21 protein-coding genes and 4 tRNA genes are annotated in these 21850 nt (G+C 62.3%); 16 read left to right on the forward strand and 9 right to left on the reverse strand.

What is annotated here, in order from left to right:
• Nucleotides 1-48 precede the first annotated feature (48 nt).
• From ACPJXG_RS20505 to ACPJXG_RS20520, 4 genes are all read left to right on the forward strand, one after another.
• Nucleotides 49-124 (forward strand) — tRNA-Lys (locus ACPJXG_RS20505).
• Between the two features lie 89 nt (nt 125-213).
• Nucleotides 214-289: transfer RNA gene (locus ACPJXG_RS20510), tRNA-Lys, on the forward strand.
• A gap of 143 nt (nt 290-432) precedes the next feature.
• Nucleotides 433-636 carry a stability determinant gene (locus ACPJXG_RS20515; protein WP_425252173.1) on the forward strand — a complete coding sequence of 68 codons (204 nt, stop codon included), beginning with the start codon at nt 433-435 and terminating at the stop codon, nt 634-636.
• On the forward strand, nt 605-886 hold the full coding sequence (locus ACPJXG_RS20520) for a type II toxin-antitoxin system RelE/ParE family toxin (protein ID WP_425252174.1): 282 nt from the start codon (nt 605-607) through the stop codon (nt 884-886). The genes ACPJXG_RS20515 and ACPJXG_RS20520 overlap by 32 nt, the downstream gene beginning before the upstream one ends.
• A gap of 34 nt (nt 887-920) precedes the next feature.
• Here the strand turns inward: ACPJXG_RS20520 and ACPJXG_RS20525 are convergent, their stop codons facing one another.
• Together ACPJXG_RS20525 and ACPJXG_RS20530 are read right to left on the reverse strand one after the other, a co-directional pair.
• Nucleotides 921-2051, reverse strand: a complete 1131-nt coding sequence (locus ACPJXG_RS20525) for an acyltransferase family protein (protein ID WP_425252175.1) — start codon at nt 2049-2051, stop codon at nt 921-923.
• A 122-nt stretch (nt 2052-2173) separates the two neighbouring features.
• Nucleotides 2174-2515 (reverse strand): ArsR/SmtB family transcription factor, encoded by a 342-nt coding sequence (locus tag ACPJXG_RS20530; RefSeq protein WP_425252176.1) that lies wholly within the window; start codon nt 2513-2515, stop codon nt 2174-2176.
• Between the two features lie 100 nt (nt 2516-2615).
• Here ACPJXG_RS20530 and ACPJXG_RS20535 point away from each other — a divergent pair, with 100 nt between their 5' ends.
• On the forward strand, nt 2616-3704 hold the full coding sequence (locus ACPJXG_RS20535) for an NADH:flavin oxidoreductase/NADH oxidase (RefSeq protein ID WP_425252177.1): 1089 nt from the start codon (nt 2616-2618) through the stop codon (nt 3702-3704).
• On the opposite strand, the gene ACPJXG_RS20540 is transcribed toward ACPJXG_RS20535, so the two are convergent.
• Nucleotides 3698-5197, reverse strand: coding sequence for an MDR family MFS transporter (locus tag ACPJXG_RS20540; protein WP_425252178.1), 1500 nt, complete (start codon nt 5195-5197; stop codon nt 3698-3700). The genes ACPJXG_RS20535 and ACPJXG_RS20540 overlap by 7 nt on opposite strands.
• A complete protein-coding gene (locus ACPJXG_RS20545) occupies nt 5194-5652 on the reverse strand; it encodes a MarR family winged helix-turn-helix transcriptional regulator (protein WP_425252179.1) in 459 nt (152 codons plus the stop codon). The genes ACPJXG_RS20540 and ACPJXG_RS20545 overlap by 4 nt, the downstream gene beginning before the upstream one ends.
• Nucleotides 5653-5771: 119 nt before the next feature.
• Between ACPJXG_RS20545 and ACPJXG_RS20550 the strand changes: the two genes are divergently transcribed.
• From ACPJXG_RS20550 to ACPJXG_RS20560, 3 genes are all read left to right on the forward strand, one after another.
• Nucleotides 5772-5847: transfer RNA gene (locus ACPJXG_RS20550), tRNA-Lys, on the forward strand.
• Between the two features lie 71 nt (nt 5848-5918).
• Nucleotides 5919-5994: transfer RNA gene (locus ACPJXG_RS20555), tRNA-Lys, on the forward strand.
• 228 nt (nt 5995-6222) lie between these two features.
• Nucleotides 6223-7113: a hypothetical protein gene (locus tag ACPJXG_RS20560; protein ID WP_425252180.1), complete on the forward strand. Its 891-nt coding sequence runs from the start codon at nt 6223-6225 to the stop codon at nt 7111-7113.
• Nucleotides 7114-7129: 16 nt separating this feature from the next.
• Here the strand turns inward: ACPJXG_RS20560 and ACPJXG_RS20565 are convergent, their stop codons facing one another.
• Nucleotides 7130-7876 (reverse strand): AraC family transcriptional regulator, encoded by a 747-nt coding sequence (locus tag ACPJXG_RS20565; protein WP_425254773.1) that lies wholly within the window; start codon nt 7874-7876, stop codon nt 7130-7132.
• Between the two features lie 93 nt (nt 7877-7969).
• On the opposite strand from ACPJXG_RS20565, the gene ACPJXG_RS20570 reads away from it, so the two are divergent.
• Both ACPJXG_RS20570 and ACPJXG_RS20575 read left to right on the forward strand, forming a co-directional pair.
• Nucleotides 7970-8236 carry a hypothetical protein gene (locus tag ACPJXG_RS20570; RefSeq protein ID WP_425252181.1) on the forward strand — a complete coding sequence of 89 codons (267 nt, stop codon included), beginning with the start codon at nt 7970-7972 and terminating at the stop codon, nt 8234-8236.
• Between the two features lie 57 nt (nt 8237-8293).
• Nucleotides 8294-8905 (forward strand): IMPACT family protein, encoded by a 612-nt coding sequence (locus tag ACPJXG_RS20575; protein ID WP_425252182.1) that lies wholly within the window; start codon nt 8294-8296, stop codon nt 8903-8905.
• Nucleotides 8906-8908: 3 nt separating this feature from the next.
• On the opposite strand, the gene ACPJXG_RS20580 is transcribed toward ACPJXG_RS20575, so the two are convergent.
• Both ACPJXG_RS20580 and ACPJXG_RS20585 read right to left on the reverse strand, forming a co-directional pair.
• Nucleotides 8909-9298: a hypothetical protein gene (locus ACPJXG_RS20580; RefSeq protein WP_035826062.1), complete on the reverse strand. Its 390-nt coding sequence runs from the start codon at nt 9296-9298 to the stop codon at nt 8909-8911.
• 9 nt (nt 9299-9307) lie between these two features.
• On the reverse strand, nt 9308-9685 hold the full coding sequence (locus ACPJXG_RS20585) for a nuclear transport factor 2 family protein (RefSeq protein WP_035826060.1): 378 nt from the start codon (nt 9683-9685) through the stop codon (nt 9308-9310).
• A gap of 262 nt (nt 9686-9947) precedes the next feature.
• Here ACPJXG_RS20585 and ACPJXG_RS20590 point away from each other — a divergent pair, with 262 nt between their 5' ends.
• The 6 genes from ACPJXG_RS20590 to ACPJXG_RS20615 all read left to right on the forward strand — a co-directional run bounded on the left by ACPJXG_RS20590 (nt 9948) and on the right by ACPJXG_RS20615 (nt 17285).
• Entirely contained in the window at nt 9948-11348 is a 1401-nt protein-coding gene (locus tag ACPJXG_RS20590) for an L-cystine transporter (protein ID WP_425252183.1), read from the forward strand.
• 80 nt (nt 11349-11428) lie between these two features.
• Nucleotides 11429-12193 carry a histidine phosphatase family protein gene (locus ACPJXG_RS20595; RefSeq protein WP_425252184.1) on the forward strand — a complete coding sequence of 255 codons (765 nt, stop codon included), beginning with the start codon at nt 11429-11431 and terminating at the stop codon, nt 12191-12193.
• Nucleotides 12194-12209: 16 nt separating this feature from the next.
• Nucleotides 12210-13097, forward strand: a complete 888-nt coding sequence (locus tag ACPJXG_RS20600) for an NAD(P)H-hydrate dehydratase (RefSeq protein ID WP_425252185.1) — start codon at nt 12210-12212, stop codon at nt 13095-13097.
• A gap of 112 nt (nt 13098-13209) precedes the next feature.
• Nucleotides 13210-15717 carry a TonB-dependent receptor plug domain-containing protein gene (locus ACPJXG_RS20605; RefSeq protein WP_425252186.1) on the forward strand — a complete coding sequence of 836 codons (2508 nt, stop codon included), beginning with the start codon at nt 13210-13212 and terminating at the stop codon, nt 15715-15717.
• Nucleotides 15718-15734: 17 nt separating this feature from the next.
• A complete protein-coding gene (locus tag ACPJXG_RS20610) occupies nt 15735-16658 on the forward strand; it encodes an SAM hydrolase/SAM-dependent halogenase family protein (protein ID WP_425252187.1) in 924 nt (307 codons plus the stop codon).
• A gap of 237 nt (nt 16659-16895) precedes the next feature.
• Entirely contained in the window at nt 16896-17285 is a 390-nt protein-coding gene (locus tag ACPJXG_RS20615; protein WP_425252188.1) for a hypothetical protein, read from the forward strand.
• 94 nt (nt 17286-17379) lie between these two features.
• Here ACPJXG_RS20615 and ACPJXG_RS20620 read toward each other — a convergent pair whose 3' ends face one another.
• On the reverse strand, nt 17380-20601 hold the full coding sequence (locus ACPJXG_RS20620) for an efflux RND transporter permease subunit (protein ID WP_099404066.1): 3222 nt from the start codon (nt 20599-20601) through the stop codon (nt 17380-17382).
• Between the two features lie 3 nt (nt 20602-20604).
• A complete protein-coding gene (locus tag ACPJXG_RS20625) occupies nt 20605-21777 on the reverse strand; it encodes an efflux RND transporter periplasmic adaptor subunit (RefSeq protein ID WP_035826047.1) in 1173 nt (390 codons plus the stop codon).
• Nucleotides 21778-21850 lie beyond the last annotated feature (73 nt).

Genomic DNA, 21850 nt, shown 5'->3' on the forward strand with positions numbered 1-21850 from the left:
CGTTAGGTTTGACAGAATCCCGGGCACCCCCTATAATCTTTCTTCTTCGGGTCGTTAGCTCAGCTGGTAGAGCAGCGGACTTTTAATCCGTTGGTCGCAGGTTCGAATCCCGCACGGCCTACCACGAATACGCAGTACTGATCTGCTTGCGAGTTGTTATAGCAAGCATTTTTTTACGGCACAGTGTTACCGAAGTTGTTGTAAAAAGTTTTTGGGTCGTTAGCTCAGCTGGTAGAGCAGCGGACTTTTAATCCGTTGGTCGCAGGTTCGAATCCCGCACGGCCTACCAAATACGTCAGAGAAGCCAACCGTTCGCGGTTGGCTTTTTTGTTTTCAGCAGCATCAATTGCACGCGATGCCACCCCTGATACAAATCAAACGCCTTGTCACTCGCGCTACATCTCTGTCGGACTGTCGTATAATCAGACCATCATGAACGACACCTCATCCTCGACCACGTCCGAATTTGCGACAACGGAAGCCGCCGAAACCTATGACCACTGGTTTCGCGCCAAGGTATTGGCGTCACTGAATGATGACCGCCCTGCCCGCCCACATGACACTGTCATGGCGCAACTGAAAAAAATCGTCGCAGCCGGGCCTGATGACCATGCTGCCGATTCAATGGAAGGTTGAAGCCCAGGAAGATTTGACCACGATACTCACGTATATCGCGCAGCGCAACCAGCCGGCAGCACTGCAGCTTTACAACGACATCGACAACGCCGTTTCCCGACTTCCCTGCCACCCACACCTATACCGATCTGGAAGAGTTTCAGGCACACGTGAACTGGTTGCCCATCCAAACTATGTCGTCGTATATCGTGTTGAAGCAAGTGCGATAGAAATTCTTGCCGTCATGCATACACGGCAACTATATCCCTGAGCAACAATACTCTCTGGTAGACGGAACGCCGCTTTTAGCGCGACACCAGCGCCGGCCGCCCGGCCAGATGCGCCACCACGCCACCCATCACCCGCCCCAGCGGCACCTCCACCCAGCGGTAAAACGCGGCGCCGGCCGCCAGGCTGGCGCCCCAGGCCGTCAGCATGCCCAGCGCCTGCCACTCGGGCTCGAGCGGGACATAGCTGATAAACAGAGCATTCACCAGCAGGCTGACGGGAAAGTGCACGAGGAAGACAGCATATGAAATACGCCCCAGGGCGTTGATGACGCTCCAGGCGCCGCCCTGGGACGGCGTGCGGGCGCGGCCGAACAGGAACAGGGCGCAGGCGACGATCAGGGCCAGGGCGATGCGGCTGCGGTAGTCGACGGCCAGGGCCAGCAGGACCGGCACGGCGGCCATGGCCATGAGCACGGTCATGGCGCCCGGTTTGCGGGCCGGATCGCTGGCCCACCAGGCCAGCATGCCAAGGCCATAGCTGCCGAAGAAATACGGCGCCCAGTTGTCCCAGTCCGCGTCGAGATTGAAATACAGCAGGGAAAAAGTGATGCCCACGGTGACGGCCAGCGGCATCAGCCAGTGCCGGCGCCGATGGCCCGTTACGCGGCCGCCCAGCCACAGCAGCGATACCGTCAGCAGGTAGAGCTGGAAATCGATGGCCACGTACCAGGCGCCGGCCGACAGCGATTCGTAGCCCAGCACGCCGTGCAGCAGCAAGGCGTGGGCGCTCAGCTGGCCCAGGGTGACGGCGGCCGACATGGAATCGTGCTGCATCCAGATGCCTGCCACGGGCGTGATGATGGCCGCGAGCAAGGTAGCGGCCAGGAAAGGCGGTGCCAGCTTGGCATAGCGGCGCCAGATCGCTTGCAGCGGGGAAGCAATACCGGGACGGCCGGCGGGAGAGAGCGATTTGGCGACGAGAAAGCCGCCGATGACGAGAAAAACTTGCACGGCGATGCGCGCGCTGCCGCCCAGCCAGCCCAGCAACTCGGGCCACAGCGGCTGCACGTAATCGGACATGGGTCCGTAAAACGCCAGGTGGTGCAACACGATCAACTGCGCCGCGCCCGCCTTCAAACCATTGATCCAGCCAAACTGCGGACGATGTGCCAGGTCCGCCTGTACTACCACTGCTGCTGCCGTCATTCCCTATCCTTGCCGTGCCAGGTAGTATCGCCAGCCCATCGCGCAACAGGCGCGCGGCTGAGGATTTACCGAAAGGCCGACATCATAGCCGAGCCTGGCAAATGGCGGGGCACGGCAGGCGGCTAGACTGCCTGTCCGCCCGCGTCCGGCGCCTCGGGCGCCACTGGCTGCTGCGCCAGGATGGCATCGAGCAAGCCGGGAAAGCGGCTCTCGATATCGGCGCGGCGCAGGGTGTTCATGTGCGTCGTGCCCGCGTTTTCCGTGTGGACGAGGCCCGCTTCGCGCAAGACCTTGAAATGGTGGGAAACGGTCGACTTCGGCCGCCCGCCATCGAGGTCGCCGCAAGCGGCCGCGTCGACTCTGGCCAGGTGGCGCACGATGTCGAGGCGGATGGAATCGCTCAAGGCGTACAGCACTCTTTCAAGCACGAATTCGCTGGCGGGAGGATGTTTGTGTGGGCGCATGAGCAGAATCATACAGCATGCGCTATACTAATTCCATTATTCGAATATTTACGAACTACCGAATCAGTATTTCCATACACCACCATCAACAAAGGCCACCATGTCCGCCCTCTTCCAGCCCTACACCCTCAAAAACGTCACCCTGCGCAACCGCATTGCCGTGCCGCCCATGTGCCAGTACATGGCCGTCGATGGCGTCGCCAACGACTGGCATCTGTCGCATTACGCGGGCATGGCCCGTGGCGGCGCTGGCCTGGTGATCGTCGAAGCGACGGCCGTAGCGCCGGAAGGCCGCATCACGCCAGGTTGCACGGGCATCTGGAACGATGACCTGGCGCAAGCCTTCGTGCCTGTCGTCAAAGCCATCAAGGCGGCCGGCTCCGTGCCCGGCATACAGATCGCCCACGCGGGCCGCAAGGCCAGCGCCAACCGCCCATGGGAAGGCGACGACCACATTCCTGAAGGCGACGCGCGCGGCTGGCAAACCATCGCCCCGTCCGCCATCGCCTTTGGCGGCGGCCTGCCGAAAGTACCGCGCGCCATGGACCTCGACGATATCGCCCGCGTGAAACAGAACTTCGTCGACGCGGCCGTACGCGCCCGCGAAGTCGGTTTCGAATGGCTGGAACTGCACTTCGCCCACGGCTACCTGGCGCAAAGCTTTTTCTCGGCCCACTCGAACCAGCGCGACGATATCTATGGCGGCAGCCTGGAAAACCGTAGCCGCTTCCTGCTGGAAACCTTGAAAGCCGTGCGCGAAGTGTGGCCCGAACACCTGCCGTTGACGATCCGCTTTGGCGTGCTGGAATTCGACGGCCGCGACGAGCAAACCCTGCTTGAATCCATCGGCCTCGTGCGCCAGTTCAAGGATGCCGGCATGGACATGATCAGCGTCAGCATGGGTTTTACCATTCCTGACGTATCGATTCCATGGGGCCCGGCCTTCATGGGCCCGATTGCCGAGCGCGTGCGCCGCGAAGCGAGTGTGCCCGTCTCGTCCGCCTGGGGCTTCGGCACGCCAGCCATTGCCGAGCGCGTCGTCAAAGAAGAACAGCTCGACGTGGTGATGGTCGGCAAGGCACACCTGGCCAATCCGCACTGGGCATATTTTGCCGCCAAGGAACTCGGCGTGGAACGCGCCTCGTGGACCCTGCCGGCACCGTACGCGCACTGGCTGGAGCGCTACTGATCGTCCTTGACCGTTGCCGGATGTCCCTCCAGGGGCAATTCCGGCAGGAACAACAGGCAGACCAGTCCCAATAGCAGCAGCACGGCGCCGGCGCCAAACACGCTGGCGATCGCATGGCGGTACACCTCCACCGTCTGCGTCGCCGCCTGCGAGCCCAGCGCCGAGACGGCTTCCACGCCGTGCTTGTGCAACTGATGCGCAAGGATGGCGCCGGACGCCGTCACGCCCAGCAAGCCGCCCAGCGAGCGGAAAAAGGCCAGCATGGCCGTGCCCACGCCGCGGCGCGCCAGCGGCAAGGCATTTTGCACGGCAATCGTCATGTTCGGCATCACCAGTCCCAGTCCCGTGCCGAGCAGGAAGATGGCCGGCTCGATGACCCAGTAACCACGCGACGTTTCCATGCCCCAGGCCAGCACGGCAAACGCCAGCAGCGCCACGGCCAATCCCATCACCTGCACCATTTTGTACTTGCCCGAGCGCGACAGCACGCGGCCGTTGAAGATCGACGACGCCACCAGCCCCACCATCATCGGCACCGTCATCACGCCGGACTCCGCCGGACTGGTGCCCATCACCAGCTGGAAGAACAGGGGAAAGAAGACGCTGGCGCCCATCAGGCCCATGAAGGTCACGGCCATCACCAGGCTGGCGATATTGAAGGTGCGGTTTTCGAACAGGTCGGGCGGCAGCACGGGTTCATCCACCCGCCCCACGTGCACCGCCAGCCAGATCCCCAGCAGCACGGCAATGCCGCCGCACACCTTGATGGCCAGCCCATCCCACGGCCACTCGGTGCCGCCCAGCGCCAGCACCAGCAGGGCCGCCGTGATGGCGCCCGTCAGCAAGGCCGAGCCCAGATAGTCGATCTTGTGCGCATGCGTGCGCGCCGGTTTGCGCATGGCGCGCGCGATGATGACAAAGGCGGCCGCGCCGATGGGCAGGTTGACATAGAAAATCCAGTGCCACGACAAGGCATCCGTGATGACGCCGCCCAGCACGGGACCGAGCACGCTGGTGACGGCATACACGATGGGCACCATGCCCTGCCGCTTGCCCCGTTCGGCCGGCGGCACGATGTCGCCGATGATGATTTGCGCCAGCGGCATGAAGCCGCCCGCCCCGAGACCCTGGATGGCGCGGAAGATGATCAGTTCCGTCATGTTCTGCGCCAGCCCGCACAGCACGGATCCGAGCAAGAAGGTCAGCAGGGCCGTAATGATCATGGGACGGCGGCCATACTGATCGGCCAACTTGCCGTACAGGGGCATGGTGGCCGTCGAGGCCAGCACGTAGGCCGTCACCACCCACGACAGATGGGCCATGCCGCCCAGGTCATCGACGATGCGCGGCAAGGCCGTGGCGACGATGCTCTGGTCCAGCGCACCGAGTCCCAGCACGGCCATCAGGCCCAGATAGATGGCGCGCACTTCGCGCTCGGTGACGGGTTTGGCAGCACCTTTTTCTGCGCCTGTGGCTTGATCGTGGCCGCTCATGCCTGGCCTATCTCAAGCAGCGGCTGCATGGCGGCGGCCAGCGCATCGATCTGCTGCGGCGACAGGCGGGCGATGCGCTGCGCCAGCGCATCGCGGCGGCGCGCACGCAGGGTTTCGAGTATCGCCAGGCCTTGCGCGGACACCTGTAGCCCCGAGCGCCGCCGGTCTTGCGGATCAGGCGCGCCGCGCTCGACCAGCCCCGCTTCTTCGAGCGACTTGACCTGGGCGCTGACGGTGGGACCGCGCACGTTCTGCAGCCGCGCCAGCGCGGCCACGCCGATGCCGGGCTGCTCGTGAATCAGGGCCAGCAGCATGTATTGCATCATCGATACACTACCCTCCAGCTCGCCCCCTTCGCGCTGCATGGAGCGCAGCAAACGTTTGAACGCCGTGCGCAATTCATCGGACAGCGCCAGCGCGCGTTCGGGGATGGGAAGGTCTTCAGTAGTGGGCATGGGAATATATAAGTAGGTAGGCTATCTACCTATATTAGTGCACCCCCGAGCGCTGCGCAAGGTTTTTTCCATCCCCGCCCTTCCCAAAACCGCCGTTGGCCGTCATAATAGCCGCCCTTGGGTCGTTAGCTCAGCTGGTAGAGCAGCGGACTTTTAATCCGTTGGTCGCAGGTTCGAATCCCGCACGGCCTACCAAGATTCAGTCGTCATCATGCAAGCATGCTGATACGACACAGTGTTACCGCAGTTCAGTTGTAAAAGTTTTTGGGTCGTTAGCTCAGCTGGTAGAGCAGCGGACTTTTAATCCGTTGGTCGCAGGTTCGAATCCCGCACGGCCTACCAAATACTTCAGAGAAGCCAACCGTTCGCGGTTGGCTTTTTTGTTTTTGACTCATTTCCGGTCATCCTTCAACATAGATTTCCAGCAAATTTGGCTAGTCAATTATCTACTGCAATGCGGCGAGAACTTTAACACCACCTCAGTAGCACTCTCACATATCTCGATCTACGGCGTTTTTGACGCTGGTCGGCGTTCTAGTTATCCTATAGATAAGAAAACTAAGGATGACTATGCTTCTACCAAAAACAGCGCTACCAACACAAGAGCAAATTCGACAGTGGCTCAACTATTCCGAGCAAAAAATTATGGCGAAAAGGTTTGCCATGCGAGCGGTTGTCTACTCGGACCATTCCATCGAAAAAACTATCCAATTTTCGTTAAATAAATACGACGTCTCGCTTCACTTCGCTGAGAAAACACCTCAAATGGTTTTTGGAGGTGAACAGAAATACTTTCCCGCATTCATCTGCGAACTAATATCAAAAGATAATACCGACCAAGGCCGCATGGGAACATTGTTTGACTTACACAATGCGCTTGACCGCATCATGCCGTTAATGGGTTTCGACTATGAGCTTGGCCGTAATTTTGAAATGTGGCAGGACTATGAAGGTCAGTGGCTTCCGGTTCAGGCATCTACAGGTGTAATGAGAATGCAGAATAGTCACGGCGATGTGCCAAATTCCAGAATTTACGAGCTAGTCGCTGTATATGAAACACTAGCAATGAGACCTGACGACAGGTCTCAGAAATTTTCTCGAATACCACAGTTGCTAAGGGAAGCGGCCAGTCTGGCAAGTTTCGCCACAAATCATGGCCTACTCGCCTACTACAAGGTAATCGAAATTATTGCTGACGATGTCTTAGCCCCTCCGCTGGACAAACGCCATCACACCCAGCAGGAAAAAATGAGTGGGCTGCTGAAACGTTATCCTCACACATTTAACGTTGCCAACTGCATTAAGATAAGCGTCGCCAGAAATAAACTTGCCCACTCTTCTAATGGCAACGGTTTCCACAAGGAAGCGTGGCTGTGCAAAGAAATAGCATTGTGGGCAGCGGAGCAGATTGCATTGGACATATTGACAAAGTCATCCACAGCACTTCTTGATGCACCTTAGAGGAACGAGCAACTGACTATTCCACCCCTTCCCCATACCTGCCAGGCGTCACCCCCATCACCCGCTTGAACATGGCAATAAAGGCGCTGACGTTGTCATAGCCCAGATCCAACGCAATCGTCGTGACGGGCTGGCCACTAGCCAATAATTCCAGGGCGCGCAGGATGCGGGCGCGCTGGCGCCAGGCCGAGGGGGTAAAGCCGGTCTCCTGAGTAAAACGGCGCGCCAGGGTGCGCGGCGACACGCCGGCCCAGGCGGCCAGCGCTTCCACGCCCCGCTCGTCGGCCAGGTCATCGAGGATGGCGCGCGCCACGCGCAGCAGGCGCGGGTCCGTGGGCAGGGGCAAGCCGAAGGATTCGTGCGGCGCGGCAGCGATTTCGTCGAGGATCACGGCCGCCACCCGAGCCTGCCTTGTATCGAGCGCGCCATCTTCCCAGCTGCTGGCGCGGCCCACCGCTTCGCGCAGCAGGCCCGAGACGCGCATCACGCAAGGCGCAGCGGGCAAGCTGGCGCAACTGGCTTCGTCCACATACACGCTCCAGCCCGCAAACGGTCCATGCGAACGCAGGCCATGGACGTGATGGGGCGGCATCCACACGCAGTGGCTGGCCGGCACTACCCATTGCCCGCTGTCGGCGGCAACGGAGAGCAAGCCCCGCATGGCGCCGAACAGCTGGCCGCTGGCGTGGCGGTGCGCCGCCGTCACTCGCTGCTGCGGCTGGGTAATGCGCATGGCGCGCAGCGGCAGCGATGGCGACAAGATTGGCGGATTTGACGTATTGAATGACATAAACAACACAGGCAAGACAATCCAGCCATCATACAGTGAAGTCTTTCCAACATTCAGGAGTTCACCATGCGCGCAGAAAACGTATTGCCGGATCAACAAAACCAGGGGCAGTTCAATGGCGTGACCGTACGCAAGGGAACGGTGGGCGCCTTCCTGGCCAATGCCCGTGTATGGCTGGATGAGTCCAGCGGCTTCGCCGAACGGACCATCGCCGAGCGCGACATTGTCGACGCCTTGCCCGCCCTGCACGCGCTGGGACTGTTCGATATTGTGCAAGTGCGCGATGCGGCGCTGCGCGAACTGGTGGCCGCTTCCGCCGCGCGAGCAGGCTGACTCGTCCACGGCGCGCATTTCCTCTATCATGCTGCTTTGCCCGCCTTCGCACCCGCCATGCCGTTTACCATTGCCGCCCCAGTCCACAGCGAACTGATCATCAAGAAAAGCCGTTTCATCGGTTGCGTGCAGCCAATGACGGACCGCGCCAGCGCGCAGCAGGTGGTCAATGACTTGAAGGCGCAGCATCCGGGCGCCTGCCATGTGTGCTGGGCGCTGCTGGCGGGCGGGCAGTCGGCGGCCGTCGATGATGGCGAACCGAGCGGCACCGCCGGGCGACCCATGCTCGACGTGCTGCGCCACCAGGACCTGGAAGGCGTGCTGGCGACCGTCGTGCGTTACTTTGGCGGGATCAAGCTGGGTGCGGGCGGCCTCGTGCGCGCCTACACGGACAGCGTGGCGCAGGCACTGCTGCAGGCGGAAAAGACGGCCATCGTGCGCCAGCGAACCCTGCGCTGCACGGTGCCGTATGCGATGGAAGGCATGCTGCGCCGCGAACTCGATGGCGCTGGCGCCACCTTGCTGAACGTGGAACACGGCGAGCACGTGCTGTTCGACTTCAGCCTGGCGGAAGCGGCCGCCACCGCCCTGCTGGCCCATCTGCATGAGGCGGGCAATGGACGGATAGCCTGGCTGAAAGCAGAAGCAGAAGCCGAAGAGGAAGAATAAAACTTACAAATTGGGTGGGCGCTTGATCTGCAGCAAGATGAAATGCGTCCACGCCAGCGCCGGCAGCACCAGCAACAGCAGCATCAGTCCAGCCGGCATGTCCGGCACGAAACGCACGAAGCAGCCGAGGAAACCGGCGATGGCCAGCCAGAAGCGCCAGTTGAATGCGTATGCCTTGCGCGCCACGGTCGCCAGCGCGATGCGCCAGAATTCCAGCAAGGCCCACACCCCGCCCGTCAGCAGCAGCGCGGCCAGCGCATTGGCGCCGGGGGCGTCGGCCCAGGTGCGCACCAGGTTGTACAACAGCACGGGATAGCCGGCCGTGATGGCCAGGGTGGCCGGGCCGGCGGCGATGACAGCTTCAAACAGCTGCCCTTTGGAACGATGATCCACTGATACTCCTCAAGCCACGACGCCGGAATGGGCGGCGATCACTTGCAGCGCGCCGGCCGCGTCCTGCGCCCAGACGCGCGTAAAACGGAAGTCGCCATGCGTTTCCACGTCGTGATAGCGGCCCGTCAGCTGCATGCGCACGGAGACGACGGCCACGTTGCCGCTGATGCGCACATGGCGCTCGGATGCGCGCAGATCCGTGATGGCCAGCAGGCGCTGCTCGTGCGCGGCCAGGTCCGCATGTTTGCTCAGCAAGTGGCCCAGGTGATTGGTAAACAACAAGTCGTCGGCCAGCAAGACATTCAACGCGGCCACGTCGGAGGCCATCATGGCCAGGCGCAAGCGCTCTTCCGCATCGAGTACTTGTACTTCAGTTAATGCATTCATCTTCTTCCTATCAAATAGTCTGGCGCATCTTAGCAAACGGGAAAAGCATGCTTGCACGAAATAGCTAAATTCACAATCAGCCACAAGGCTTATACCTGTGAAGCATATTTATATAGCGTAATATTCGCAGCGGTATTGCGCAAAACGCCACCATAGTACTGTACAGTGCTTGCCCTTCCGCCCCGGGCTGGGGCAGCTGTCAGTTGTAGTACAGTTTATGTGCTCCGTGCAGTCTCGAATAAAACCAAGATAAGGCCCCTTCATGGCAATTAACATCATCCTGAACCTGCTCGTTGCGTTGCTCGTCTTCGCCTTCATGTTCCACCAGCAACGCAAACACGCGACGTTTACCGTGCGCGTCTTCACGGGCCTGGGCCTGGGCGTGCTGCTCGGCGCGGCCGTGCAGTGGCTGTACGGCGCCGGCTCGCCCATCATTGCGGGCACCAATGAATACATCGACATCGTCGGCAGCGGCTACGTCAAACTGCTGCAAATGATCATCATGCCGCTGATCATGGTCTCCATCATTTCCGCCATCCTGAAACTCAAGGACGCGAGTTCGCTGGGCAAGATCAGCGCGCTGACCATCGGCACCCTGCTCATCACCACGACCGTCGCCGCCGCGCTGGGTATTTTGATGGCCAAGCTGTTCGGCCTGACGGCTGTCGGCCTGACCTCGAGCGCCGCCGAAGTGGCGCGCGGCGTGCAGCTGCAAGGCTCGCTGGAAACGGCGAAGGCCCTATCGCTGCCGAAACTGCTGGTCAGCTTCGTGCCGACCAACCCCTTCCTCGACATGACGGGCGCGCGCAAGACGTCGACCATCGCCGTGGTCGTGTTCTCGATTTTCATCGGCATCTCGGCCACGGGTATCGCGGTGAAGAAGCCGGAAATCTTCGCTTCTTTCGAAAACTTCATGAAAGTGGCGCACGCCATCGTCATGCGCATGGTCACGCTGGTGCTGCGCCTGACGCCGTACGGCGTGTTCGCGCTGATGTTTGAAGTGGTGGCGTCGTCGAGCTACACGGACATCTTGAAACTGATCAACTTCGTCGTTGCCTCGTACAGCGCGCTGATTTTGATGTTCCTCGTGCACCTGGCCATCATCGCCGGCGTGGGTCTGAACCCGTTGCGCTTCGTGAAAAAAGTCTTCCCCGTACTGGCCTTCGCGTTCACGTCGCGCACCAGCGCAGGCTCGATTCCGATGAGCGTGCAGACGCAAACCCAACGCCTGGGCACGCCGGAAGGCATCGCCAACTTCGCCGCCTCGTTCGGTTCGACCATTGGCCAGAACGGCTGCGCCGGCATCTATCCGGCCATGCTGGCCGTCATGATCGCCCCGACAGTCGGCGTCGACCCGTTCACGATCAGCTTCCTGCTGCCCTTGCTGGCCATCATCACCATCGGTTCCGTCGGCGTGGCCGGCGTGGGCGGCGGCGCCACGTTTGCCGCCCTGATCGTGCTGTCGGCGATGGACTTGCCCGTCGCGCTGGCCGGCTTGCTGATCTCGGTCGAGCCGCTGATCGACATGGGCCGTACGGCCCTGAACGTGAGCGGCTCGATCACGGCCGGCACCGTCACCAGCCGGGTCATGGGACAGACCGACCTGGCCGTCTACAACAGCGACGATGCGCCCGACCTGGACGAAGCGGAGCACACAGCCTAAGAACGTATCCAGCGGCGCGCCGCGCCTTGCCGCTTTCCTCTATATTGATTCACGATAAATGCAGAGGAAGGCGCAAGGCAATGGAACAGAAATGGCCGCAGCAAATCTGGATCGTGCGTCACGGCCAAAGTGCCGGCAACGTGGCGCGCGATGCCGCCGAAGCGGAAAAACAGCTATTGATCGCCATCGCCGAGCGCGATGTCGATGTCCCCCTCTCCGAGCTGGGCACGCGCCAGGCGCAAGCCCTGGGCGACTGGTTCGCCACCCTCCCCCCTGAACAACAACCGACCGTCGTGCTGTATTCGCCGTACGTGCGGGCGCAGCAGACGGCGCAAGCCGTGCTGGCGCGCATCAATGCGGACAGCTTGAACTCCGTGGTGGCCGACGAGCGCCTGCGCGAAAAGGAATTCGGCATCCTCGACCGGCTGACCGTGCACGGCATCGCCAGCAAATACCCGGAATTGCACGAGCAGCGCCAGCACGTGGGCAAGTTTTATTTCCGTCCACCAGGCGGCGAAAGCTGGTGCGACGTCATCCTGCGCCTGCGCAGCGTGCTCGACACCATCACCCGCGAATACCGGGGAGAACGGGTGCTGATCGTGGGCCACCAGGTCATCGTCAACTGTTTCCGCTACCTGCTGGAACGCTGCGACGAGCAAACCATCCTGTCCATCGACAAAGCGGCCGACGTGCCCAACTGCGGCGTCACTTCGTACGCCTTCAGCCCCGCCCTGGGCAAGCACGGCAAACTGCAGTTGGACCTGTGCAACTTCGTCGCACCTTTGGTCGAATCGGGCACACCCGTCACGGCCCAGCCCGACATGCCGGCCGCGCCCAAATCCTAGTTTTTCGGAGGCATGCATGGACACCACCGACATCACCGACATCACCGCTACCCTGCTGCGTTCCTGGCCCCTGCCCATGCCCCAGCCCGATGGCGACAAGGAAGTGCGCGGCCATTTGCTGATCGTCGCCGGCTCGACGGAAATGCCGGGCGCCATCCTGCTGGCAGCCACGGCCGCCCTGCGCGCGGGCGCGGGCAAGCTGACCCTGGCGACGGGCGCATCGGTGGCGGCGCAAGTGGCCGTCGCCATGCCCGAAGCGCGGGTCATCGGCCTGGACGAAACGGCGCTGGGCGGCTTCCGCCATGAAGCGCAACATCAGCTGGCGCCGCTGGCCGGCAAGGTGGACGCCGTGCTCGTCGGGCCAGGCATGTGCGACACGGCCGCCAGCTGCGAACTGATGCGCCATCTGCTGCCCCTGTTTGCCGGCAGCCGGCTGATCCTTGACGCCTGCGCCATGCAGGTCGTGCGCAAGCCCCCGCACTTCCGCTTCGAGCAGCCCGTGCTGCTGACGCCGCATGCGGGTGAACTGGCCCAGCTGATGGGCCTGTCGAAAGACGCCGTGCTGGCCGACCCGCATGCCTGCGCCATGGACGCGGCGCGGCGCTGGAACGCCGTCGTCGCCCTGAAAGGCGCGCTGACCGTCCTCGCCATGCCCGATGGCACCAGCTGGGCACATGCGGGCGGCAATATCGGCCTGGCCATTTCCGGTTCCGGCGACACCCTGGCCGGCATCATCACGGGCCTGGCCGCGCGCGGCGCGCCGTTGGAACAAGCTTGCGCCTGGGGCATCGCCCTGCATGCGCTGGCGGGCGAACAGCTGGCCCTGCGCTTCGGCATCCTCGGCTATCTGGCACGCGAAATTCCGGCCGAGATTCCCGCCCTGCTGCGCAATCTGGCGGCATAAAAACAACAGCATAAGCATATCCAGAAAGAATCGTTAGCGCCGGCGCGTGCCTCCCTTAAGCTCATTGCAACTGTTTCCACACGAACACTAATCGAGCCCAAAGGACACCGCCTTGTATCCGCGCCATTCAACCACCACGCCTTCCCTTCCCGCCACGCCGCTGCGCGCCATCGTGCTGGCCTGCGCCATGCTGGGCACCGCGCCCGCCTGGGCACAGGACGCGCAGACCACCACCGGCGGCGCCGCTGAAACGGCCGGCGCCAGCATCGACCAGGTCACCGTCGTCGGTTCGCGCGCGCGCAACCGCACGGTGTTCGACAGCAGCGTACCCATCGACCGCTTCGGCGCGCGCGAAGTGAGCAATGCCCTGTCGACGGGCGACGTGGGTGCGGCCCTGCAAAACCTGTCGCCGTCGATCAACTTCCCCCGTATCGAGTCGAGCGGCGCGTCGGACTCCGTGCGCGGCATCCAGTTGCGGGGACTGGCGCCCGACCAGGTGCTGGTGCTGATCAACGGCAAGCGACGCCACACGAGCGCCGTGCTCGACACGGAAAGCAGCTTTGCCGGCACCGTGCCGGTCGATATCAACGCCATTCCGCCGAACGCCATTGACCACATCGAAATCCTGCGCGACGGCGCCGGCGCCCAGTACGGCAGCGATGCCGTGGCGGGCGTCATCAACATCGTGCTGAAAAAAGCACGCACGGGCGGCGCCGCTTCCATCAGCTACGGCGCCAACCACACGCATTTCGAGCCGACCGATCAAACCCTGACGGATGGCCAGACCGTCATCGTCAACGCCGACTATGGCGTGCCGCTGGGCGAGGCGGGCTTCTTCCGCTTCGGCGCGGAAACGCGGCGCCGCTCGCCCACGGAACGGGCCGGCCCCAGCGATGCGGGCTGGACGTCCTACAACTTCACGCCAGCCGACCAGGCGCTCGACGGCAAGGTCGTGTTCAAGTCGGGCGACTCGCGCCAGCGCAACAACTATTTGTTCTACAACACCCAGCTCACCCTGGCCAACGGCCTCGACCTGTACTCGTTTGCCACCTTGAACGAACGCAAGTCGGACGGCAGCGCCTACTTCCGCTATCCGGGCGACCCGTCGAATGTATTGGCCCTGTATCCGAACGGCTACCGCCCCGTCACCAATGGCGACAAGCGCGACCTCAGCATCGTGGCCGGCGTGCGCGGCAGCGCGGGCGAATGGAACTGGGACGCCAGCGCGCGCCACGGCAGCGACCGCTTTGACTACGGCGTGAGCCACTCCGTCAACGCCTCGCTGGGCGCGGCCAGCCCCACGCGTTTCAAGCTGGCCGGTTTCGACTTCCGCCAGAATGCCTTGAACCTCGATGCCACACGCAGCATCGACATCGGCTTGCCCGCCCCCTTGAGCGTGGCGGTGGGCGCCGAATGGATGCGCGAAACCTACACCAGCTCGGCAGGCGACCCTGCCTCGTACGCGGCCGGCAGTTTTACCGGCGCGCCACCGGGCGCGCAGGCGGGACCGGGCTTGCGCCCATCGGACGCCTACGACGGCAGCCGGCAAATCCGCTCCGTATATGCGGACGTGGAAAGCGACCTCACGCCGCGCCTGCTGGTGGGCGCCGCCGCCCGCTATTCCGACTACAGCGACTTCGGCAGCGCCAGCACGGGCAAGCTGTCGACGCGCTATAAAGTAACGAATAATTTCCTCGTGCGCAGCTCGCTGTCGAACAGCTTCCGCGCGCCGGCCCTCGTGCAGACGGGCTTCCGCTTTGCCACACTGAACTTCAACGCCGATGGCACGGCCCTGCAAACGGCGGCCCTGCTGCCGGCCAGCGACCCGCTGGCGCGCAGCTTCGGCGCGCAACAGCTGAAACCTGAAAAATCGACCAACGTCTCGCTGGGCCTGGCCTGGAAACCGGCCGCCGCCACCAGCGTGACGGTGGACGCCTACGTGATCCGCATCCGCGACCGCATCACGCGCTCGAGCGACTTGCAAAGCGACGCCGTCACGGCCTACCTGGCCGCGAATGGCCGCAGCGACATCCAGTCCGTCGCCTACCTGGCCAACCTGCTCGACACGCGCACAAAGGGCCTGGACGTGGTGCTGAACCACGACCTGTCGCTCACGTCAGGCAAGCTGAACCTGAACGCGGCGCTGAACCTGAACAAGACCAGCCTCGACAAGGTACGCCAGAGTGCCGCCGCGCTGTCCAATATCGATCCAAGTCTGACCCTGCTGACGGAGACGAGTTTGTTCCGCATCAAACATGCGTCCCCCAACAGCAAATTGATACTCGGCGCCGACTGGCAGGCGGCCGGCTGGGGCGTGCAGGCGCGCGCCACGCGCTTTGGCGAGCTGAAAGATTTTTCGTACGACAGCGATGCGCCCCTGATCGACGGCATCCCCGCACAGCGCTTCGGCGCCGTCTGGTCGCTGGACCTGGAAGGCCAATTGAAACTGAGCAAGCAGCTGACCTTGAGCGTGGGCGGCAACAACATCCTCGACCGCTATCCGCAGCGCGTGCGTGAAACGAATAACGCCACGTATGGCGGCGCCCTGCCCTACAATTTCATCAACCCCATCGGCGTGAACGGCGCGTATTTCTACGCCAAGCTCAGCTACACGTTTTAACGTTACGGAAAGAACCCATGATCATCAAGAAAATTTTCCACCTCGTCGCCGGCGCCTGCCTGAGCACCCTTCTGCTGTCCGCCGCGCAAGCCGCATCTCCGCTGGTGCTGATGACGGACTTCGGCACGGCCGATGGCGCCGTGTCGGCCATGCATGGCGTGGCCTATGGCGTCGATCCCCAACTGACCATCTCGGACCTGACGCACCAGATTCCCGACTACGACATCTGGCTGGGCGCCTACCGCTTGTATCAGACGGCCAATTACTGGCCGCAAGGCACGGTGTTTGTGTCCGTTATCGACCCGGGCGTGGGGACCAATCGCAAGTCGGTGGTGCTGAAAACCAAGGGTGGACGCTTTTTCGTGGGGCCGGACAATGGCTTGTTCACCCTGATAGCCGAGCGCGACGGCGTGGCCGAACTGCGCGAAATCGATGAAAAGGTCAACCGCCTGGCCGGCTCCGCCGAGTCGTACACCTTCCATGGCCGCGACGTGTACGCGTATGTCGGTGCGCGCCTGGCGTCAGGCACCATCACGTATGAACAGGTAGGCCCGCAATTGCCGAGCGAATCCGTGGTGAAAATCGCGTATCAAAAGCCTGTGCGCGACGGCAACACCATCCGCGGCATCGTGCCCGTGCTTGACGTCAAGTATGGCAATGTGTGGACGAATATTCCGAAATCGCTGCTCGACGAGTTGCAGGTAAAACTGCACGATCCGCTGCAAGTGCGCATCTTGCACAAGGGTAAGCAAGTGGCCAAGGTGACGGCGCCATTCGAGCACACGTTTGGCGGCGTCGCCAAAGGCAAGCCCCTCGTCTACCTGAACAGCCTGCTCGACGTGGCCGTCGCCATCAGCCAGGGTGACTTTGCTGCCAAGCATCACATCGAATCGGGCGTGGATTGGGAAGTGGAAGTGAGCAAGGCCCCTGCCGCCAAATAAACCACCCGAAAACGGCCAGGGCATCCTGCTCTGGCCGTTTTCGTATCCCATGCGGGTTTGCGCTACATCAAACGCAGCGCTCTCCCCGCCTCCGCCAGCACCCAGCACGGGCAACTCGGGTGAACCTGTGCCATCCCACCTACTCTAATTCTTGCAAGCGATGCCAGCCTTGTTCCAGATATGCAATCTGGCGAGGCATGCGTTTCCACGACAGTCTTTCACTGAAAAGGAATCATCATGACGGCTACACTCCTGACCACCAGCAAGCTCGTCCTCGGCAGCGCCATCGTCTGTGCGCTGCTGGGAGGTTGCAACAAACGCAACGACACCAATACCACCGCTACGCCCGCCGCCACCGCGCCGGCGACGCCGCCCGCCACCAGCGGCACATCCGGCACCACGGGCACGACCAATCCGGACACCACCACGCCGGCCACGCCAGGCACCACGCCGGGCATGACACCGGGCACCACCACCAATCCCGATGGCACTACCACGCCCAATAACGGCACGGGAACTGGCACCGGCACAGGAACGACGCCCGGCACGGGAACTGGGACTGGTACGGGAACTGGCACGGGGACCGGGACTGGGACCGGCACCACGCCACCACCGCGCAACAGCTAGCGCGCCCTGGCTGGCTGGCCTGGCAAAAAAAGAGCCTTCCGAGGAAGGCTCTTGAAATACCACGGCACAGCGTAAGCTGCGCCTTGGCCCGGTATTACTTTTGCAGGCTGACCGATGTCGCCTTCGGCGTGCGGCGTCCCATCAGGAACAGCACGGCCTTTTTCAGCATGCGGTAGACGAAGCGCACCAGCAGCAAGGTCAGCACGCATTCGAGCAAGGTCAATATCATGGCCACGGCGACCGGCATGCGCGCGGCGCGGCGGTGGAACTTGGCCACGGCGCCATCGCGGGCGATCTCGATGCTGTCGTAAAAGGTCGGCACGACCAGCAGGGTCAGAATTGTCGACGTGATGGTGCCGCCGATGATGGCGATCGCCAATGGACGATAGAACTCGCCGCCCTCGCCCAGGCCCAGCGCCACGGGGAACATGCCGGCGATCAGCGCAAACGTCGTCATCAGGATGGGGCGCAGACGCATGCGGCCCGCATACATCAATGCGTCTTCGCGGCCATGGCCCTCTTCCTCGCGCTTGCGCGCCGCGTCGAGCAGCAGGATGGCGTTCTTGGCGACCAGGCCCATCAGCATGATGATGCCGATAAAGCTCATCAGGTTGAGGGTGTTGTTCGTGATCACCAGCGCCACTACCACGCCAATCAAACTGAGCGGCAAGGACATCATCACGGCCACCGGCGCCGTGAAGGAACCGAACTGCATCACCAGGATCAAATACATCAGGCCGATACCCATCACCAGCGCGATCAGCATTTCCGTGAACAGCTCTTGCTGGTCCTGGCCGGCGCCGCCCAGCGCCAGGCCGTAGCCGGGCGGGAAGTCGATGGAGTTGGCCAGCTTCATGGCGTCGCTCGTCACTTCGCCATTTGAGCGGCCCTGCGCATTGGCCGACACGGTGATCGTGCGCTTGCCATTCTTGTGCTCGATGCCGGACGGACCCTTGCCCATGGTGATGGTGGCGATCTGGTCGAGCGGCACCATTTGCGACGTGCCCGTCACGCTGATCGGCAGGCGCTCGATGTTTTCCGACGCCACGCGGTCATCGGGATGCAGGCGCACGGCCACGTCGCGCGTTTCGCCCGTCGGATCGACCCAGTCGCCCACTTCCACACCGGCAAACGCCACGCGCAACGATTGCGCCGCGTCATTGACGGAAATGCCCATCGAGTTGGCCAGGCCACGGTTCAGTTCGATCTGCAGTTCGTTCTTCGGATCCTGCTCGGACAAGCCCACGTCGACGGCACCAGGAATGGCGCGCAGCTTGTCCATGTAGGCATTCGTGATTTCCATCAGTTTACGCGAATCCGGGCCCGTGAATTCCACCTGGATCGGCTTTTGCGAACCGTTGCTCAAGTCATCCTGCACCACGTATTCGGCGCCCACCAGGCGCGACATCTTCTCGCGCAACTCGACCGCGATTTCCTTGGCCGAACGCTTGCGGGTATTGCGCTTGCCGATGTCGACATACACGCGTCCGCCACCCGCATTGATGGAGCTGTTGGTATCCTTGGTTTCAGGCAAGGTGCGCGCCAGTACGGCCGCCGCTTCCAGTTTCAGACGCGAATACTCGATGCTGCTCGACGATGGCGTGCGCACATTAATCATCAAGTTGCCCGAATCGGATGCCGGCAAGAAACTCGTGCCGCCATGCGTGGAGTGCAGGACGATGGCGCCCACCAGGCTGCCGAAGGCGATGACGGCCATCCAGCGGCGGTGATGCAGGGCCCAGGCGATCACGCGGCCATAGCGGTCGGCCTGATGGTCGAACCAGTGGTTGAATTTTTCCAGCACACGGCCAATACCCTTTTTCGGCGCCGAATGTTCCTCGACCGGGTCGCCCCAGTAGGCAGACAGCATGGGGTCGAGCGTAAACGAGATGCCCAGGCTGACGAGCACCGAGCACGTCACCGTCAAGGCAAACGGACGGAACCATTCGCCGGAGATACCAGGCATGAAGGCCACGGGAATGAAGACGGCGATGATGGAGAAGGTCGTGGCGGCCACGGCCATCCCGATCTCGGCCGTGCCTTCCAGCGCGGCCGTGCGGCGATCCTTGCCCATCTGCATGTGGCGTACGATGTTTTCGCGCACCACGATGGCGTCATCGATCAGCACGCCAATGGCCAGCGACAGGCCCAGCAGAGTCATGAAGTTCAGGGTGAAGCCGCACAGCCACACGGCAATGAAGGCGGCAATCACGGACGTCGGCAGGCTCAGCGCCGTGATCAGGGTCGAACGCCACGAGTTCAGGAAGGCGTAGACGACGAAAATCGTCAGCACGGCGCCCAGCACCAGCGATTCGATCACATTGTTCAAGCTATGCTGGGCGTTTTCGCCGCCGTCGCGCGTCACTTGCAGGATCGTGCCTTTCGGCAAGGTCTTGTTGATTTCCGCCACCATGTCGCGGATCTTGTTGGCCACGCTGACGGTGGAGGCGTCGCGCACGCGGGTGATCGAAATGCCCACGTTGGGCTTGCCGCTGCGCATGCTCAGGCTGTTGACTTCGGCAAAGCCATCCTCGATGGTGGCCACTTGCGCCAGGCGCACGATTTCCTCGCCGCGGCGCTTGATCACCACTTTTTCGAAGTCGCTTGGCGACTCGATGCGGCCGACCAGGCGGATGCTTTTCTCATCCAGGGTGCCGCGCACCTTGCCCACCGGGGCATTCGTGTTCTGGTTGCGCAAGGCGGTCACGACGTCGCTGACGGACACATTATATTCACGCAATTTTTCCGCCCGCAGCAGCACGGACAGTTCGCGTTTCAGCGAGCCGCCCACGTTGACCAGCGCCACGCCATCGACGGTGCGGAAGCGGTCCGACAGCACGTCTTCGGCCAGGCGCGAAATTTCCGCATGGCTTTGCGCATTCGACGACAGTGCCAGTTGCATGATCGGTTCGGCGGCCGGGTCGATGCGCTGCAGGATAGGCTCGCGCATTTCCGTCGGCAACTTGTAGCGCACGGCGGCAATCGCATTGCGGATATTGTCGGACGCTTCGATCAAATTGGTATTGAAGGAAAACTTCAGGAAGATGCTGGCCGAACCTTCATTCGAATCGCTGTTGACTTCGGTCACGCCGGAAATGCTTTGCAAGGATTTTTCCAGGCGGTTCACCACTTCGCGCTCGACCGTGTCGGGCGATGCGCCCGGGTAAGGAATGCTGACGACGATGAACGGCACTTCGACGTCCGGATTCTGGTTGACGCGCAGTTTCTTGAGCGCCAGCAAGCCGACGCACATCATGGCCAGGATCAGGACGATGGTGGCGGTGGGCCGCTTGATACTGAAATCGGAAAGGAACATGGCTTAGTTTCCTTTACCGGCAACGGCGGTGCTGCTGCTGGCCACGGCGGCCGCTGGCACGGCTTTGGCGGCCGTCAATTCCACTTTCTGTCCATCCTTGAAGGTCGAGCCCGGCGTGCGCAGCACGGTGTCGCCGCTGGCCAGACCGCTTTGCACTTCCCACTGGCCCGTGCGTACATCGCGCGCACCGATGCGCAAGTTGACTTTATGCAAAGCCTTGTCCTTGACTTTCCACGTGTACGTGACGTCGCCCGCCTTCACCAGGGCCGAGTCGGGTATCATCAGCGCGCTGACGGTTTCCGTCTCGATGCGCCCTTCCGCATACAGGCCCGCCACGCGCGGCTGTTCCTTGTCATTGAAATCGACCAGCACGGCCACCTGGCGCGTGACGGTATTGGCGGCAGGATCGACGCGGCGCACCTTGCCCGCGAAATCCTGGCCTGGATAACCATTGATGCGGAACAGCACGGGCTGGCCCACCTTGACGACGCCGATCTTGTCGGCCGACACCAGGCCTTCGAGGCGCATGCTGGTCGGATCGATGACCTTGATCAATTCCTTGCCGATTTGCGCCGTATCGCCATTCGATACCTTGCGCTCGCTCACGATGCCGTCGAACGGCGCGCGCACGAGGGTGCGCTGCAGCTGCTGACGTGCTTGCACGGCGCGGCTTTTCGCGGCGGACAAATCGCTCTGTGCATTGTTACGGCGAATTTCCGCGTCTTCCAGCGCCTGCGTCGACGTCATGCCCGAGGCGCGCAGGGTTTTCATGCGCTGGAACATGCGTTCGGACTGTTCCAGCACCTGGCTGGCGGCGCGGCTGGCTTCTTCGGCCGAGTTGAGGCTGTCGCGGATGGACGTTTCATCCAGGCGCACCAGCACGTCGCCCCGTTTGACGACTTCACCGTTTTCCTTCAGGACCTGGAGCACCACGGCCGACACTTCAGCGCGCAAGTCCGCGTTGCGCTCAGGCTGCACGGAACCGGTGATGACGGGGCCCGACGCCAGCGCATTGCTCTGGATGGTCAGCAAGTCTTCCGGGGATACCAGCAAATTGACGGCAGCGCTCGCCTGTTCCTTGGCATTCTTGCCGCCCTTGCCGGGGTCTTTGGACTCTTTGCCGCAGGCGGCCAGGGCAGAAGCGATTGCCAGAACAAACAGGGTTTTGCGCAACATGGGTAATTCTCCGGATAGATAGCACCACTACCGTCCGCGCGGCCCGGATAGGGCTGCAAGCGATAGCAGGCAT

Source organism: Janthinobacterium sp. NFX145, assembly GCF_049810325.1.
GTDB classification, from domain to species: Bacteria; Pseudomonadota; Gammaproteobacteria; order Burkholderiales; family Burkholderiaceae_D; genus Janthinobacterium; species Janthinobacterium rivuli.